Annotated in this window: 13 protein-coding genes; 9 read left to right on the top strand and 4 right to left on the bottom strand. The window is 70.8% G+C overall.

Annotated features, from left to right (window positions below; translation table 11 throughout):
* From VF697_RS04335 to VF697_RS04325, 3 genes are all read left to right on the top strand, one after another.
* Positions 1 to 1,317: hypothetical protein (locus VF697_RS04335; protein ID WP_331092206.1), on the top strand; the 1,317-nt coding region annotated here is incomplete at its 5' end.
* A complete protein-coding gene (pbpC, locus tag VF697_RS04330; protein WP_331092205.1) occupies positions 1,307 to 3,673 on the top strand; it encodes a penicillin-binding protein 1C in 2,367 nt (788 codons plus the stop codon). The genes VF697_RS04335 and pbpC, both read left to right, overlap by 11 nt.
* 59 nt (positions 3,674 to 3,732) lie before the next feature.
* Positions 3,733 to 4,185, top strand: a complete 453-nt coding sequence (locus VF697_RS04325; protein ID WP_331092204.1) for a dirigent protein — start codon at positions 3,733 to 3,735, stop codon at positions 4,183 to 4,185.
* Between the two features lie 7 nt (positions 4,186 to 4,192).
* Here the strand turns inward: VF697_RS04325 and VF697_RS04320 are convergent, their stop codons facing one another.
* Positions 4,193 to 4,663 carry an NUDIX hydrolase gene (locus tag VF697_RS04320; protein ID WP_331092203.1) on the bottom strand — a complete coding sequence of 157 codons (471 nt, stop codon included), beginning with the start codon at positions 4,661 to 4,663 and terminating at the stop codon, positions 4,193 to 4,195.
* Positions 4,660 to 4,791, bottom strand: a complete 132-nt coding sequence (locus tag VF697_RS04315) for a hypothetical protein (RefSeq protein WP_331092202.1) — start codon at positions 4,789 to 4,791, stop codon at positions 4,660 to 4,662. Before VF697_RS04315 ends, VF697_RS04320 begins: the two co-directional genes overlap by 4 nt.
* Positions 4,792 to 5,181: 390 nt before the next feature.
* Between VF697_RS04315 and VF697_RS04310 the strand changes: the two genes are divergently transcribed.
* Both VF697_RS04310 and VF697_RS04305 read left to right on the top strand, forming a co-directional pair.
* A complete protein-coding gene (locus VF697_RS04310; protein WP_331092201.1) occupies positions 5,182 to 8,157 on the top strand; it encodes a tetratricopeptide repeat protein in 2,976 nt (991 codons plus the stop codon).
* A 136-nt stretch (positions 8,158 to 8,293) separates the two neighbouring features.
* Entirely contained in the window at positions 8,294 to 9,028 is a 735-nt protein-coding gene (locus VF697_RS04305; RefSeq protein ID WP_331092200.1) for a hypothetical protein, read from the top strand.
* 23 nt (positions 9,029 to 9,051) lie between these two features.
* On the opposite strand, the gene VF697_RS04300 is transcribed toward VF697_RS04305, so the two are convergent.
* A complete protein-coding gene (locus VF697_RS04300) occupies positions 9,052 to 9,846 on the bottom strand; it encodes a glucose 1-dehydrogenase (RefSeq protein ID WP_331092199.1) in 795 nt (264 codons plus the stop codon).
* A gap of 167 nt (positions 9,847 to 10,013) precedes the next feature.
* On the opposite strand from VF697_RS04300, the gene VF697_RS04295 reads away from it, so the two are divergent.
* From VF697_RS04295 to VF697_RS04285, 3 genes are all read left to right on the top strand, one after another.
* Positions 10,014 to 10,790, top strand: a complete 777-nt coding sequence (locus VF697_RS04295; protein WP_331092198.1) for a thioesterase II family protein — start codon at positions 10,014 to 10,016, stop codon at positions 10,788 to 10,790.
* 106 nt (positions 10,791 to 10,896) lie between these two features.
* Positions 10,897 to 11,847, top strand: a complete 951-nt coding sequence (locus VF697_RS04290) for a hypothetical protein (RefSeq protein WP_331092197.1) — start codon at positions 10,897 to 10,899, stop codon at positions 11,845 to 11,847.
* A 93-nt stretch (positions 11,848 to 11,940) separates the two neighbouring features.
* A complete protein-coding gene (locus VF697_RS04285; RefSeq protein WP_331092196.1) occupies positions 11,941 to 13,017 on the top strand; it encodes a LuxR C-terminal-related transcriptional regulator in 1,077 nt (358 codons plus the stop codon).
* A gap of 66 nt (positions 13,018 to 13,083) precedes the next feature.
* On the opposite strand, the gene VF697_RS04280 is transcribed toward VF697_RS04285, so the two are convergent.
* Positions 13,084 to 15,282: a M4 family metallopeptidase gene (locus tag VF697_RS04280; protein ID WP_331092195.1), complete on the bottom strand. Its 2,199-nt coding sequence runs from the start codon at positions 15,280 to 15,282 to the stop codon at positions 13,084 to 13,086.
* A 279-nt stretch (positions 15,283 to 15,561) separates the two neighbouring features.
* Between VF697_RS04280 and VF697_RS04275 the strand changes: the two genes are divergently transcribed.
* Positions 15,562 to 16,743 (top strand): ATP-binding protein (locus VF697_RS04275; protein WP_331092194.1); only part of this gene is annotated, 1,182 nt, incomplete at its 3' end.

Raw genomic sequence — 16,743 nt, 5'->3', positions numbered from 1 at the left:
CCCAGCGGGCTGTTCGCGTTCTGGCCGGGTGGCCCGGGCGACGTGCAGGTGACGGCGCAGGCGGTGGAGTTCCTCGACGCGGCCCGGCGCGCGGGCCTGAAGGTGGACGAGAAGCTGCTGACGCGCGCGGTGGAGGGCCTCAAGCGCGTGCTGCGCAGCGACTACCCGGGCCTCGTGCAGGAGTGGCGCTACAGCCAGCAGACGGCGGCGCTGCGGGCCCTCTCCCGCGTGGGCGCGCTGGACGAGCACTACCTCATCGACCTCTTCCAGCTCCGGGAGCGCCTGGACATCCAGAGCCTCGCGGACCTCGCCAGCACCATGTCCACCCAGTCCTCGCGCTACGGCTCCAACCTGGAGGTGCTGCGCAAGGAGCTGTGGGACAGCGTCATCATCAAGCTGAACAAGGGCAAGCCCGTCTTCGAGGGCCTCAAGTGGCGCCGCACCTCGTGGGGCTACTACGGCTTCATCAGCTCGCAGCCCTCCAGCGTGGCGTCCGTCTTCGAGGCGCTGGTGCGGATCGACCCGAGCAACGAGCGGCTCGACCAGGTGCGCGACGCGCTCCTCTCCTACGCGCACGCGGAGCTGGGCTTTGGCAGCACCTACGAGAACCGCCGCGCCCTGGCCGCCCTGGCCGTGTACCTGGAGAAGGCGAAGCCGGCGGTGCCGGACACCACCGTGACGCTCTCCTCGGGGCAGAACCTCCGCGTCAACGCGGACACGAAGACGGCCTCCAGCGAGGTGACGGGCGATGCGCCCCTGTCCGCCACGGTGAAGGGCGGGCCGGTGGGCGTGCGCGTGGAGGCCCGCTACGTGCCGGCCACGCCGGGAGACAAGGTGGAGCCGCTCAAGCAGGGCTTCATCGTCTCGCGCAACACCACCTGGCTGCACGCGGACGGCTCGGAGCAGACGTACTTCGACGACAAGGCCGGCGAGGTGAGGGAGCTGGCGGTGGGCGACATCCTCGAGCTGCACGCGCGGCTCGTCACCGACGAGGACCGCAACCACGTGGCCCTGGTGGTGCCCTTCGCCGCGGGCCTGGAGCCCCTCAACCCCGAGCTGGCGAATGCCTCCTCGGACGCGAAGCCGTCGCAGGCGGACTCGACGCAGCCGGCCTACGTGCAGCGGCTGGACCACGAGGTGCGCTACTACTTCCTGCGGCTGCCACGTGGCACGCACACCTTCCACTTCCGGGTGCGCGCCGCCACCGAGGGCTCCTTCGTCCACCCCGCCCCCTACGCCGAGATGATGTACCGGGAGACGGTGCGGGGCCGCGGCGAGGGCCTGCGCGTCGTGGTGAAGGGAGAGCATGAGAAGTAGGAGCACACGCTGGCGGAGGGCGGCGGCCGTCGCCCTCGTGCTGGTGGCGGTGGGCGCCTGGTGCGGCTCCCGCCTCCAGGACGGGCTGCTCGCCTACGAGCCCTCGCGCCTCGTGCTGGACCGGCGGGGCGCGTACCTGGGCGAGGTGCCCGGAGCGGGCGAGGAGCTCGGCTACTGGCCGATGCCCTACGTGCTGCCCGAGCGCATCGTCCAGGCCACGCTCACCACCGAGGATCGGCACTTCTACGAGCACCCGGGCGTGTACCTGCCGTCGGTGGGGCGAGCGCTGGTGCAGAACGTGCGCAACCTGCGCGTCATCTCCGGGGCGTCCACGCTGGCCATGCAGGTGGCGCGGATGCAGACGCCCGGGGAGCGCAACCTGGGACGCAAGGCCCGCGAGGCGGTGGAGGCCCTGCTGCTGGTGCGGCGGCACGGGCACGAGAAGGTGCTGCGCCAGTACCTGGCCATCGCCCCGTACGGCAACCGGGTACACGGGGTGGTGCGCGCGGCGCGCCTCTACTTCGACAAGCCCGTGGAGGACCTGTCGTGGGCGCAGGCGGCCTTCCTCGCGGGCCTGCCGCAGCTTCCCGGACGGATGAACCCGTACACGGAGGAGGGCCTGCGGCGCGCCCTCAAGCGCAGCCACCGCATCCTCCGAGCCCTGCACGAGAAGGGCGTCCTCTCGCGCGAGGACTGGGAGCAGGCCCGGCAGGCGGACCTCGGCCTCGTGCCCCGGCCCCAGCGCATGCCCGAGGCGCTGCACGCGGTGTTGGAGTGGAGCGCGCTGTCCCGCGCGCGCCCCGAGCCCATCTCCACGGCCACGCTCGACCTGGAGATTCAGTCGAAGGTGGCGAACATCCTCCAGCTCAACCTCAACCGGCTGGATGGCACGGGGGCGGGCAACACCGCCGCGCTGGTGGTGGACACGGAGACGGGGGACGTCCTCGCGTATGTGGGCTCGCGGGACTTCTTCAGCGAGGAGCACCGGGGCGCCATCGACTTCGTGAAGCAGCGGCGCTCGCCGGGCTCCACGCTCAAGCCCTTCATCTACGGACTGGCACTGGAGAAGGGCTCCGTCACCGCCGCCACCGAGCTGGCGGATACGCCGATGGACGTGCGGACGGAGAGCGGACGCAGCTACCTGCCGGAGAACGTCAACCACAACTTCCTCGGGCCCATGCTGCTGCGCGAGGCGTTGAGCAACTCGCGCAACATCCCCGCGCTGCGCGTGCTGGAAGAGGTGGGTGTGGAGTCCACGCTGCGCTTCCTGGAGAAGGCGGGCGCGGGCGGCATCTCGTACGAGCCGGACCGGTACGGGCTCGGGCTGGCGGTGGGCAACCTACACGTCACGCTGGAGGAGCTGACGGGGCTGTACCTGGTGCTCGCCCACGAGGGAGAGACGCGCCCACTGCGGCGCTTCGTCGACGAGCCCGTGGCCCCCTCTCGCCGGCTGATGACGCGCGAGGCGGCCCAACTGGTGCGCCACATCCTCGCGGATCCGCTGGCCCGGCGGCCGACGTTCGCCGCGGGCAGCGCCTTGGATTACCCCTACGCCGTGGCGGTGAAGACAGGCACCAGCCAGGGCTACCGGGACGCGTGGGCGGTGGCCTTCAGCGATCGGCTGCTCGTGGCGGTGTGGGTGGGCAACCACGACTGGCGCCGGATGAATGGCCTGGGCGGGCTCATGGGCGCGGCTGGCGCGGTGCATGAAATCCTGGACGCGGTGATGCCCGAGTGGCGCCCCTACCGGCCCGTGCTCGACACCTTCGCGCCGCCCGGAGGCGCACTGGCCGTCGACGTGTGCCCGCTGTCGGGCCGGCTGGCCGGACCGGACTGTGCCCACCGCAAGAGCGAGTGGTTCGTCCCGGGCACGGCCCCGACGGAGCCCTGCCCCTTCCACGCGCGCGTGAAGCTGGACCGGCGCAACGGCCTGCGGGCGGGCCCCACCTGCCCGGAGCGCGAGGTGGTGACGCGGGTGATGCTGGCGCTGCCCGAGGAGTACGAGCAGTGGGCGCGGCGGCAGCACCTGGACATCGCGCCGCTGCGGGAGAGCCCGCTCTGCCCGACCCATCCGGAACAACTGGAGCCGAAGGTGGCCATCCGCGAGCCGAGGGGGACGGTACGCCTGCTGTACGACCCGGACACGCCCGCGTCGGCCTCGACGCTGCGGCTGACGGCGGACGTGACACCGAGCACGGAGCCCATCGTGTGGCTGGTGGACGGCGTGCCAGTGGCCACGGTGAGCTGGCCCCACGAGTTCCGCTGGAGCGTGCGCCCCGGCCAGCATGTCATCACCGCCGCCATGGTGCACCGCCCCCAGGTCAGCCAGCCTGTGACGGTGGTGGTGGAAGACTGACGAGCCGTGCTACGCGCCCGAGCCGGCTCTCGAATGAGCCACCTCAAAGGAGCGACACGATGCGCAAGATGATGCTCATGGCGGCCCTTGCCATGCCGATGCTGGGCTGTGCCAACAACGGCCCCGCGGAGGAAGCCTGGACGCTGACCACCATCGCCGATGCCCGCAGTGGCATCGCCAAGCCGGTTGATCTGGGCGAGCCGGGCGATTCTCCGGGCGACATGTTCGTGTTTGACCAGCCGTTGCTGAATGCGTCCCAGCAGAACATTGGCTCGAACAGTGGTTACTGCGTCCGGACGCTGCCCGGTCAGTTCAGCGAGTGCCAGTGGACGCTCACGATGGCCGACGGCACCATCACCGTCGCGGGCCGGGAAGCCGAGAGCGGCACCTCGCTGATCCCGATCATCGGTGGCACGGGCACCTTCGTGGGTGCGAGCGGTGTGCTGGCCACCACCCCCAATGGAGACCGGACGTTCACCCAGGTGCTCACGCTGACGAAGCCGAAGCAGTGAGTTGAACTTAGACTTCCTCGTCAGGCAGGAGCGTGCGCAGCAGCTCGTCGTCGGGACCTAGCGGGCGCCAGCCGGGCGGCGGCGGCGCAGCGCGGAGCGCAGCCCTGGCTTGCTCGACGCGCTTTTGATGAGTTTCTGGAGTGTAGGTACCCCAACGGGCAAGTGCATGAGCGACATCGAAGCGGTTGGCATCGTCCAGCACGGCCGGCCAGCCGCTCGGGAGATGCTGGGACAGCTCACGCACGAGCTGCCCGCGCACCAACCGTGTGACCTGCCGGCTTCGCTCCGCCTCGGCGACCAACCCGCTGAACACCTGCACCGCGGCGATGTCATCCTCGCCAAGCTCATCGGCCAGCGCCACCAGCGAGGCGGTAGGGCGTGCCTCGGCGAAGGCGGTCAGCGAGTCATAACCTCGCTCGCGGACCCGCTCATAGAGGCGCACCTTCCAGTTGCCCTCCCAAGAACGGTCCTCGCTCATTTTCCACCCCAGGGCGTGAAACTCATCGGGATCTTGTACTCCTTCATATACCCCGCGACGACCTTCAGGACCTCGCTTCGTGTCAACGTTCGACCCGCCTCGATCTCGGTGGCGCGCAGCACCTTCATGATCATCTGGTTCCATTCGCCGGGCCATGTGCGCCCCAGCTGCCAGTCTGGAGAACTCGCCTGAGATGCGGCGCGTGGAGCCCGATACGTCGCCAACGACCTTGAGAAACGCGAGCTGGGCCACGAGGGTGCGCTGCCGCTTAGACTCCGCTTCATCGCGGTGGTGTCAGCGACGCACAGCCGGTGGACAGCAGGGTCATGGCGAGCAGCAGCCCCACCCTCCGGGCCCGCGGCGAGTCAGCGTGCATTGTCCACCCCAGGCCCACGGGCGCAGCGCGCCTTCGAAGCCAATTTCGGAGATACCCGACTCACCCAAGGCGTGCCAGTCCCGGCACGGTCTCATGGAGAACCAAGCGAAGTGGTAGGGTTGAGTGTACGGCCCAACTGCTCATGCCCTGCCTGGACGAAGCCACCTTCACGGAGCTGCTGCTGGGCGAGCTGTCGCCGGCACGCGCGGCGGAAGTCGACGCGCACCTGGACGCGTGCCCCTCCTGCCGTCGGCTGGTCGCGGACGGCCTGCGCGCCCACACGCCCACTGCCTCGCGGGCCACTCCCCTCCGGCCCGTGTCCATGGCGACGCCGGAGCGCCCCAATCGCCTCCCCGCCGCGGAGGCCGTGCTGGAGCGTGGCACCGCCGTGGGCCGCTACCTCGTCCTGGAGAAGCTGGCCGCCGGGGGCATGGGCGTGGTGTACGCCGCCTATGACCCGGAGCTCGACAGGCGGGTCGCGCTGAAGCTGCTGCGCGTCACGGCCCTCGGACTCGACGCGGAGGAGGGCCGCCAGCATCTGCTGCGGGAAGCGCAGGCCATGGCCCGCGTCTCCCACCCCAACGTGGTGCCCGTCTACGACGTGGGCACCTTTGGCCAGCAGATCTTCCTCGCCATGGAGCTGGTGCAAGCCCAGACCCTGCGCCTGTGGCTGAAGGAGTCCCCTCGCTCGTGGCGTCAGGTGCTCACCCTCTTCACGGACGCGGGCCGGGGCCTTGCCGCCGCGCATGCGGCCGGTGTGGTGCATGGGGACTTCAAACCCGAGAACCTCCTGGTGGGCACGGAGGGCCGGGTCCGCATCACCGACTTCGGACTCGCCCACACCGCCTCGGACGCCTCCAGCGCGGAGGAGACGCCCGTGGCTGGCGGCACTCCCGCCTACATGGCCCCGGAGCTGCTCGCCTCCGGAGGCCGTGCCGATGCCCGGAGCGACCAGTTCGCCTTCTGCGTGTCCCTCTACGAGGCCCTCTACGGCGAGCGCCCCTTCGCCGGCTCCAGCGTGCGAGAGGTGTCGGACGAGGCCCGCGCCGGCCGGGTCCTCCCCTCCCCCAAGGGCTCCCCCGTGCCGCCGTGGCTGCGGCGCGTGGTACTGCGCGGGTTGGCCGTCTCACCCACGGAGCGCCACGCCTCCCTGGAGGCACTGCTCGCCGCGCTGTCGGACGACCCGTCCGTGCGCGCGAAGCGGCGCCTGCGCCAGATGGGGGGCCTCGCCCTGGTGTTGGGCGCTGTCGGCGTCACCCACGCGGTCCATACGGCCGACGCCCGGAGCTGCGGAGACACGGCCCAGGTATTCGATGGCGTGTGGGACGCCACGAGCCGTCAGCGCATCGAGGCCGCCTTCCTCGCCACCGGCAAGCCCTTCGCCGCCACGGCCTGGCTGCGCGTGCGGCAGTCGCTCGACGCCTACACCACCGCGTGGACCACGGAACGCACCGCCGCGTGCGAGGCCACCCGGGTGCGGCACGAGCAGTCCGAGGAGGTACTCGCCCAGCGCCTGCGCTGCCTGGACGGACGGCTCGCGGAGGTGAGCGCGCTCGCCCGGCTCTTCACCCAGGCGGACGCGGAGGTGGTCGAGCAGGCGGCGCGCGCGGCGAAGGGGCTTCCCCCCGTGGCCGACTGCGCCGAGGTCGCCGCGCCCTCCGCGGGGCCCCTCCCCTCGGAGCCGGCGGCCCGCGAGCGCGCGGAGGCGCTCCGCCGGACGCTGGTGCAGGCCCGGGTGCTCAAGGCGGCGGGCAAGTACACCCAAGGCGTGGCCCTGGTGGAGCCCGTGGCGACGGCGGCGAAGGCCTCGGGCCACCGCTACGTCACCGCCGACGCCTTCCTCCTGTTGGGCGAACTGCGCGACAAGGCCGGCGACTGGCAGGGCGCGGAGTCCGCCCTCTTCGAGGCGCTGCGAGCCGCGGAGTCCGGGCGCAACGACGAGGCCGCCGCGCGCGCCTGGACGCTGCTGGTGAGCGTGACGGGCGAGAAGCTGGAGCGGTACGACCTGGCCCACCGCTGGCACGAGCGCGCCGAGGTGGCCATCGAGCGTCTGGGCGGCAACGAGGTGCTGCGCGCCCGGCTCCTCACCTACGCGGCCACCACGCTGTACGCGGAGGGCCGCTACGCCGAGGCCGCCGAGCAGCAGGAAGCGGCGCTCGCGCGGCTGGAGAAGGCCTTCGGTCCCGACAGCCTGGAGGCGGCGGACGTGCGCCAGGACCTGGGCAGCGCGCGGCTGGCTCAGGGCCGTGTGGACGAGGGGCTCGGACACCTGAAGCGCGCGGTGGAGCTGCGCCGCGAGGCCCTGGGCGAGGAGCACCCGGACGTGGCGCGGGCCCGGCTCGCGCTCGCCGAGGCGCACTGGCAGGAGCGAGACTTGCCCGAGGCGGAGCGGCTGTCTCGCGGCGCGCTGGAGTCGCTGGAGCGCTCGCTCGGCCCGGAGCACCCCGGCGTGGGAGATGCCCTCAACCTGCTCGCCCTGGCGCTCCAATCGCAGAAGCGGCTGGACGAGGCGCTGTCCCTCTTCGAGCGCGCCCTGCGCATCGTGGAGAAGACGGAGGGCCCGGACAGCTCCGGCGCGGCGTCGCTCGAGCACAACATCGCCGGAGTCCTCTCGCAGCAGGGGCGGCTGGACGAAGCGCTGGCCCGCTTCCAGGACGTGCTGGTGCGCAAGGAGAAGAAGCTCGGGCCGAGCCACCCGCATCTCGTGCCGGTGCTGCGCTACCTGGGCAACACGCTGCGCAAGCAGGGCAAGCACCGCGAGGCACTGCCGCACTTCGAGCGGGCCGTCGCCATTCAAACCGCCCAGCCCGATGACGCCCTCTCCGGCTGGACGGGGGCCCACCTGGACCTGGGCCGGGCGCTCCTGGAGGCGAAGCAACCCCGGGACGCACGGGTGCCCCTGGAGAAGGTGCTGGCCGGCTGGGAGCGCGCGAAGCCCACACCCGTCGAGCGCGTCAACACCCGCCTCTTCCTCGCGCGGGCGCTGTGGGACGCGAAGGAGGACCGGGCCCGGGCGCTGCGGCTGGCGCACGAGGCACGGGCCCTCGCCCTCGAGGCGGGCGACGCGGGAGCGCGCGTGCTCGAGTCCGTGGATGCGTGGCTCGCCGCACGCCCGTAAAACCGGTCGGGGACCGCTCGCGACATGGTTAGGCTGCCACACCATGAGAGTCATCCCCTGGATTCTTGGCGCCGTCCTGGCCACGGCCTGCCATGCCCCGCGTGCGAGCACCCTCCCCCAAGAGGCTCCGGCGTGTGTGCTCGACACCCCACCCGAGCTCATCGCGGTGGAGGAGCCCAAACCGGGAGAGCTGAATGAGTTCTTCGATCTGCCGGATGCGCCCGCGTGGTGGGCACCCGCGCCCATGGACGCCGAGCGCGAGCAATACCGCGCGGCGCTGGTGACGAGGATTGGGGAGCAGGGCGTGCGGCAACGTGCCCTGCTCCAACGCCAGCATGACCTTCAGCTCACGATGGCCGACAAGCGCAGGCACCGCGAGTCGGAGAACACCGGGCGCGTCCTCGATGGAAGCGCTGGCCAGGAGGGCCCCGCGTCCTGCCTGGAGTGGCGGCTCTTCCAACGCCAGGCGCACCGCTACCCCATGCTCGCGCACCCCACCGAGTTCGGGGCGTACATCCTGCGCGGCCACGGGCGACTCCGGGTGTACCTGTCGGGCAGTGACAGTGTCGGCGGCAAGCTGCGGCACGAGGTGAGGGACCGGGTGGTCGCGGACGTGGCCAACGGCTTCGAGCCGGTGGCGCACCTCCACAACCACCCCTTCATGTTCGACCGCGTGCCGGGGGACCGCATGTACACCACCGAGGACTCGGTGAATGAGATCGGCGGAGCGCTCGCCCCGAGCCTCACCGACGTGCAAGCCTACCGGGGCATGCGCGAGCACTTCGGCCTGAAGGGCGCGTGGCTGACCAACGGGCTGGACAGCATCCACTACACGGCCGAGGACTTCGACCGGCTCTCCGCCTGGGACTGAGTCATGCCCCCGGGGAGGCGGTCTCAGCCGGTACGCCCCACCAGGGAGGGGGAGACGCCCGCGGCGGCGGTAAACCCACCGTCGACGGCGAAGTCCTGGCCGGTGACGAAGGAGGCCTTGTCGCTGAAGAGGAAGGCGACGAGCCCGGCCACCTCCTCGGGCGTGCCCACGCGGTTCATCGGGTGGAGCGAGGCGGCGAAGGCGCGCCCCTGCGGATCATCGAGCCGCCAGCCCTCGGTGGCCATCTCCGACTCGACGACGCCGGGGCTCACCGCGTTCACCCGGATGCCCTTCTGCGCGTAGTCGATGGCGGCACCGCGCGTGAGCGCGAGGAGGCCCGCCTTGGTGGCGCTGTAGCCGGCGAGCCCCGGCAGGGCGCGCGAGGCGCCCACCGAGGCGCAGTTGACGATGGAGCCCCCGCCGCTCTCGAGCATCGCCTTGAGCTGGTACTTCATGCACCAGAAGGCGCCGCGCAGGTTGGTGTTCATCACCAGGTCGTACTCCTCATTGGTCATCTCGGTGAGCGGCTTCATCACGCCGGCACCGGCGTTGTTGAAGGCGCAGTCGAGGCGGCCATAGGTGGAGAGGGTGCTGCCCACGAGCGCCTCGATGTCGCGCTCGACGTGCATGTCGGCGGTGACCCAGGTGACCTCGCCCCCGAGCTGCCGGATGTGGGCCACGAGCTCGCGGCCCTTGTCCTCGCGTCGCGCGCTCGCGACCACCTTGGCGCCCTCGGCGGCGAGCGCGATGGCCGTGGCCCGGCCGATGCCCGAGCTCGCGCCCGTCACGAGGATTACCTTGCCATTCAGCATACCCATGTCGATTTCCCCCATACGGAGTGTGAACGAGCGCCCCGGCGGTGAGCGGGCCGGGCACCCGAGATGCTCGGCCATGGTAGCCGGGCGACTGACGCGCCGCCTCGGGTGCGCCCCGACCCAGGGGGATTGACGGGACCCCCTGTACTCCGCAGCATGACGTCACCCGCATGCTCGTTCCTCCCGTCTACCGCCGCTGGGTGACCTGTCCCGAGCCGCGCCCGCAGGCCAACCTCCGCCTGTTCTGCTTCCACTTCGCGGGGGGTGACTCCTCGCTCTTCCGGCTGTGGACGAAGCAGCTCCCCGCCTCCATCGAGGTCTGTCCCATCGAGCTGCCGGGCCGGGCCAGCCGCCGCGCCGAGCCCCCCATCACCGCCTTCCCCGAGCTGCTCGAGAAGGTGGCGAGCATGGTGCGCCCCTTCCTCAAGGATCGCCCCTCCGTCTTCTTCGGGCACAGCTTCGGCGGCATCACCGCCTTCGAGCTGACGCGCTGGCTGCGCCGCCAGGGCGGCCCCCTGCCGCTGCGCCTCTTCCTGTCGGCCTGCCCGGCGCTGCACATGCGGCCCCGGCCCGCCCCGCCCATCAGCCACCTGTCGGACGCGGAGTTCCTGGAGCAGATCGCCAGCCGCTATGGCGCCCCCCGGGAGGTGCTCGCCAGTGACGACGTGCGGGACACGGTGCTGCCCGCGTTGCGCGCGGATCTGCTCGTCGCCGAGAGCTACCGCTACGCCGAGGAGCCCCCGCTGGACGTGCCCATCTCGTCCTTCGGCGCCTGGGAGGACCCCGAGGTCAGCCCCGCGGAGGCGGAGGCGTGGAGCCAGCAGACCACCACCGACTTCCGGCTGCGCATGTTCCCGGGCAACCACTTCTTCCTCGCGGCCGAGCGGGCGCGACTGCACCAGGCCATCCTCGAGGATCTCCAGGGTCAAGTCGGCCTCAACGCCTGACGGGCGGCCCCGGCAATTTCCCCGGCGGCTCGGGCGTTCCCGGTAGTCCGCCGCCCCCGCCGTGCTCCCCTGGTTACCCGACAGGCGGCCTCCGAGGACCCCGTCCGTGCTCACCCGCTACTCCGACTGGAAGAAGCCGACCGACGCGGCCTACGCGTTCCCGCTGCGCGCGGTCACCCCGGAGCTTCCCGCGCCTGGGACTCGGAGTGACATCCGGCAGGTCGCCCGTGAGGTTCTCGGGGACGAAGGGGCGGAGCGTTTCGAGCAGCGGATCCACCGCTGGTCCGGCCCGGAGGACGTGGTCGGCGAGGCGGGTGAGAAGCCCTACGCGGGGCAGCAGCACACCTTCGCGGAGCACGCGTGGCGGGAGGCGCTCACGATGCGCGAGCTCGACGCGGTGCTGCGGGGCGACGTCCGGGTGATGAGGGGCCGCGCCGGGCAGACGGACTACGTGCTGCGCGACCACCACATGCTCGACGTGGCCCTCTACCACTACCGCACGACGGGGGAGCTGCCGCGCGCCCTCTTCCACGCGGATCGCCACTCCGACTGGTGCAAGGACAGCTTCCTCGAGTCGCGCACGCCCCCGCAGGCGGCCACCTGGTGGAAGCTCCTCGAGGGGCTCAAGCGGCCGGAGGGCGCCGAGCCCGTGCTCACCGAGCAGGACGTCTTCTTCACCACCGCCCAGGCCGAGCACCGGCCCTGGATGACGGGCCGGAACGTGGACGCCTCCCTGCGCGTGCCCTGGTTCGTGGACACCGGGGAGCTGCACTGGCGGCAGGTGCTCGAGCGGCCCGGCGCGACCGGGACGGATTGGATCTCCTTGGACCTGGACTACTTCCAGCCCTCGCCGCAGCTGCGGTTGAGCGGCGGCCTGCTGAGGGATGCGCGCTTCCACGGGATGATGGCGCAAGCCCGGGTCCGGGTCTTCGTGCTCTCGCCCCAGTTCACCAATGGGGGAGACAAGATCGACCCCTGGGAAATCCAGGGCGGCCTGCACTCGACGCTCCGGCTGTTGAACCTGGTGCGCCGGCTGCCGGGCAAGCCTCGCCGCTGACTGTCCGACACGTCCGCCGGGGAGGCCTTTCCTCCGCTCGGGAGGCGGCGTAGCGTAGCCTCCTGGTCATTTTTCATTCGGGGGCGATGCCGTATGTTGGATGAGCAGGAGCTCACCCTGCAGCTCGTGGAAGCACTGAGCAGCTCGCTGGAGCTGTCCGAGGTGCTGCCGCGGGCATACACGGTGCTGTCGCGACTGCTCCCGGCGGACTATGCGGCGCTCTGCGTGTCCGACCCGGACCGCCCCGGCGGCTACGAGTGGGCCGTGGCGAAGATGCCCCTGGAGTTCTTCTCGCACTACCACGAGTTCGCGCACGAGGACTTCGTCCGGGGCGCCGTGGCGCGCCAGCCCAACGTGGTGCTGCGCGACTCGGAGATGCTGCCGCGGCCGGAGCTCCAGCGCAGCCTGCTGTACCGGCGCTGCCGCGAGCTGGAGATGCCGCTGGAGCACGTCATGGCCGTGCTGCTGGACATGAAGCACGCCTGGCACGGCGGCATCACCCTGTACCGGGACAGCCCCCGGCCCTTCTCGGAGCGGGACCGGGCGCTGCTGCAACGCCTGACGCCAGTGCTGGCCAGCACGATGCGCAACTGCAAGATGCTCGGCGAGGTGAGCCGCCGGGGCGCGCTGCTGGAGTCCCTCTTCCACCACCAGGGCGCCGAGTCGATCGTCCTGCGTCCGCCGGACACCGAGCTGATGCGCACGGCCCGAGCCACCGTGCTGCTGGAGCGGTGGTTCGCCCCCATGGAGCGAGGACCGGGCGGGCTGCCAGGAGTCCTGAGGGAGCAGCTCGCGCGGCTGGTGGACGCCGCCGCGCGAGGGGCCAGCACACCCGACACCTGGACGCGCACGGGCCCCGGCATGGAACTGCGCGTCTCCTACGTGCCCCTTCCCGTGGACGCCAGCGGCACGAGGCCCTGGGCCCTCGTGCTCCAGGAGATGTCGAACACCCCGCCCCTGCCGGAGTCGTGGCGTCAGCGCCTCACCGAGCGAGAGGTCGAGGTGGTGACCTGCGTCCTCCGGGGCTGGGACAACCAGCTCATCGCCGACGAGCTCGGCTGCAGCCTGGGCACCGTGAAGAAGCACCTCCAGCGCATCTTCGACAAGCTGGGCGTGGACAGCCGGACCGCGCTGCTGCACCGCGCCACCCGGCCCGAGCTGGAGTCCTGAAAGACGACGGGCGGCCCCTCCGTGAGGAAGGACCGCCCGCCGTTCACTCCCTACCGTCCAGCCGGGTTACGGCCTGGTGTAGTTGAGGGTCAGGCTGTAGCTGGCCGTGCCCGAGCCGGCGCCGCGCACCATGACGTAGGCGCTGCTCTGGCCGGCCGGCACCGTCAGGGTGCACGTCTCGGAGGCACCACTCGTGGCCGGGCGGCAGTCATAGAGGCTGGTGGTGGGCGCCGAGCCGAAGCGCACGTACAGGTCGGGGTTGCGCGTGCCCGTCATGGTCACCGTGAAGGTGGAGCCGGCCACCACGCTGTACGGGCCGTGGTTGACGTTGGTGTTCTTGCCCACGGAGCCGCTGACCGTCTCGGTCACCGGCGTGCCGGTGCCGCCGCCACCGCCGTCCGAGCCGCTGTAGCTGCCCTTGAGGGTGACGCCCGAGTACGTCGAGTAGGCGTTGAGCATCACGTACCAGGTGCCCGCCTGCGGGTTGGTGAAGGAGCAGAGCTCCGCGTTGCCGCTCTTGTACGGACGGCAGTCGTAGGTGCTGGAGCTCGGCACGGCGCCGTAGCGCACGTACAGGTCCGCGTCACCCGTGCCACCGCTGATCTCGAAGGCCACGCTCGGCTGACCGGCGGGCACCTCGAGCGCGTAGTACTTCTTGTTGCCGGAGCTGCCGGAGAGGCTGCTCACCGGCACGCCATTGGAGAGCGGGTTGACCACGGGCGGCGGAGGAGGCACGCCCACGGCCTTCCAGGCCTCGTTGACGGCCACGGCCTCGGCCGAGCCCGCGCCATAGAGGGCCTCGGTGGCCTGGAGGGTGTACGTCTTGGCCTGCTCGAAGGTGGTGCTGGCGACGAACAGGTCCGTGTTGGCCTTGTAGAAGATGCGGCCGGCCTTCTCCGGGCCAATCGCCGGCACGACGTTGACCGACTTGCCACGCGGGTGCGTGCCGCCCTTGGAGAGCAGCGAGAACACCAGGTTGCTGATGCCCGAGCTGTAGTGCACGTCCACGCCCGAGGAGTAGTCGCCGAAGAAGTCGAGCGACACGCCGTCCTTGGCCGGGTCGTCCATGTAGCGGAGCGCGTCACCTGCGGTGGCGGGCGTCCAGATGTCCTCGCCAATCTTGAAGACGTCCGCGTCCACGGCCCAGCCGCGCGTCCAGCTCTCGCACACGCCGGCGAAGATGTCGGACATGGACTCGTTGAGGCCACCGGACTCACCCGAGTACACGAGGTCCGACTCGGTGTCCGTCACGGCGTGGGTGAGCTCGTGGACCGTCACGTCCAGGTCCTTGCCCAGCTCGATGGAGTCCGTGCCGTTGCCATCGCCGTACACCATCTGGGTGCCGTCCCAGTAGGCGTTGACGTAGTTGGAGCCGTAGTGGACGGTGCTGGTGAGGACGGCGCCCGCGTTGTTGTACGAGTCGCGACCGAAGAGCACGTTGTAGCACTCGTAGGTCTTGCCCAGCATGTCGTAGTTGGTGTCGACGTGCGCGTCACCGATGGCCGCCTGGCCCTCGCTGCGCTTGAGGGTGCCCGGCGTGGTGGTGCCGTTGTTGGCCGAGTACACCTTGCGGTTCATCGCCGTGTGGATGAGCGGGTTGACGAGCAGGATGCCGCCGCGCTCCGCGTCCACGTAGACGAGCTCATCGGCGGGCATGCCGTGGCGCTCGCCCTTCACGCGCACCTCGTAGGCCAGCCGCGGCTCCTGGCTGCCCTCGGAGCGCAGGTAGACCTGCTTCGCCCCGCCCTCGGCGGAGGCACCGCGCGCGGAGGAGCCGTCCACGGCGGCGCGCAGCGCGGCCTCGGGGGCGACCTTCGCCTGGGTGGACGCCCGCGAGCCATTCCGGGCCGAGCCGTTGGCCCCGTAGACATTGCCCGCCGCGTCCACGTGCACGACGAGCTCGCCGCCCACCACCGGCAGGCCGTTGAGCGTCTGCTGGAAGCGCAGGTGGCGGTGGCCCTGCTCGTCCACCGAGGCGCGCTTGAGCACCAGGTCGTTCTCGCTCAGCCGGAACACCGGGGCCACGAGGCTCAGCGCCTCGCGCACATCCAGCTCCGCCGCGCGCGCCAGCGTGCCCTGTGCCTGGGCCGCCCGACCGAACTGACCGCGGATGGCGTAGGGAACGCCCTCGTCGCTGCCCAGCACCTGGGCCCCCTTGATGCGAGCCAGCGCGGACCGGATGTCCGAGTCGTCGCCCGCGCTCACGGGCGCCTCGCCCTCCTGCATCGAACCGCACGCGGCCAGGCTCGCACCGAGCCACGCCACACAGAACGTCCTCAAGAACCCGTTGCTCAACTCGCACCTCTCCGAAGAAGAGGCTTCTTTCTTGACATGCATGTTGCTGGGGTTTCAAGGCGAGCTTCTGATTTTCTCGATTTTCTCTGATGACTATTCATAAACGTCGCGGAGAAACCCTCCGGCGCTGCCATTGGGCGGACCTCGAATGCCCACCATGAACGCCTCCTGGAACGGCGCGATGAACCGGAGGAGACGGGCCGCTATCCTGGCTCCCCCTCGCGGACCCAGGAACCCGAAGAGCCCTCCATGAAGCTCACGAAGCTCAAAATCCACAGGTACCGCGACGTCGCTCCTGGCTCCGAGCTCGTGTTCAGCCCGTCCCTCAACCTGGTGCTCGGTGAGAACGGCACGGGCAGGACGATGCTGCTGGACCTGCTCTCCCTCGTCCTCGCCGCGGACTTCTCCGGGCTGCTCCGCGAGGAGTTCTCCCTGGAGTACGGCCTCGCCTTCCCGGGCATGGACCTCCACATCTCCGTGCGCAACGAGGCGCACTCCCCCACCCGGCCGCGACTCTCCCCCCACGACAAGCTGGCGCTCCTCAACCCGCGCACCCCGGAGCCCGTGCCAGCGCTCGACCCGTTCATGGAGCTGGTCCTCCAGCTCCACGAGCCCGCCTCCCGGCTGGTGATGCGCGCTGATGCCTCGGGCATCACCTGGGAGGTGGATGGCCAGCCCGCCTACGCCCAGTCCATGCGCTGGTCCCTGTTGGATCGCACCGTGTGGGTGGTGCTCTTCATGACGGCCCAGTCCCTCGAGCCCCGGGTCAAGGACCGGCTCAAGGAGCTGCTGCGCCGCACCTTCCTGCTCGCCCCCTCGCGCTTCGACGAGGTGCTCGGCTCCTTCGAGCGGATCGGCAAGATTGAATACGGCATGGAGATGCGGGGCGAGGAGGTGTTCCCCCTCGGGCTGATGGGGCTGCCCACGTGGATGCCGGGGCTGCTCCGGGAGCGGGTGGCCCGGGGGCCCCTGGCCGACGTCATCGACATCCTCCCCGAGGAGGTCGAGCACGGCTTCCTCGCGAAGTTCATCGCCCTGGCCGGCTTCGCCTCGGGGCGCTTCCGGGTGGAGCTGCTCGGCAAGCGCAGCTACGAGGGGGGCGGGCGTCTGGAGTTCGGGCGCTTCGGCTTCAGCTTCCTCCGGCGGGATGGCTCGGGGGTGTCACACGAGCACCTCAGCCACGGGCAGAAGCGGCTGCTGTCCTTCCTGTACCACCTGGACGTCAACGAGGACTTCATCATCGCGGACGAGCTGGCCTCGGGCCTCCACCCGCGCTGGGTGGAGGCGTGTGTGCGCGAGCTGGACGATCGCCAGTCCTTCCTCACCAGCCAGAACCCCGTGCTGTTCGAGCACTTCGCGCTCGGGTCCGTCGAGGACGTGCGCACCTCCCTCATCCACTGCGAGCTGCGCCCGCGGGAAGGCCGCGAGCAG

The organism is Archangium sp., from assembly GCF_036388035.1.
Lineage (GTDB): Bacteria > Myxococcota > Myxococcia > Myxococcales > Myxococcaceae > Archangium.
This window is presented reverse-complemented; position numbering and strand designations above follow the sequence as displayed.

Bases quoted from the DNA above. Each gene is read 5' to 3' on its own strand.
- pbpC (WP_331092205.1), top strand. From the start codon at position 1,307: ATGAGAAGTAGGAGCACACGCTGGCGGAGGGCGGCGGCCGTCGCCCTC.
- VF697_RS04325 (WP_331092204.1), top strand. From the start codon at position 3,733: ATGCGCAAGATGATGCTCATGGCGGCCCTTGCCATGCCGATGCTGGGC.
- VF697_RS04320 (WP_331092203.1), bottom strand. From the start codon at position 4,663: ATGAGCGAGGACCGTTCTTGGGAGGGCAACTGGAAGGTGCGCCTCTAT.
- VF697_RS04315 (WP_331092202.1), bottom strand. From the start codon at position 4,791: ATGAAGGTGCTGCGCGCCACCGAGATCGAGGCGGGTCGAACGTTGACA.
- VF697_RS04310 (WP_331092201.1), top strand. From the start codon at position 5,182: ATGCCCTGCCTGGACGAAGCCACCTTCACGGAGCTGCTGCTGGGCGAG.
- VF697_RS04300 (WP_331092199.1), bottom strand. From the start codon at position 9,846: ATGGGTATGCTGAATGGCAAGGTAATCCTCGTGACGGGCGCGAGCTCG.
- VF697_RS04295 (WP_331092198.1), top strand. From the start codon at position 10,014: ATGCTCGTTCCTCCCGTCTACCGCCGCTGGGTGACCTGTCCCGAGCCG.
- VF697_RS04285 (WP_331092196.1), top strand. From the start codon at position 11,941: ATGTTGGATGAGCAGGAGCTCACCCTGCAGCTCGTGGAAGCACTGAGC.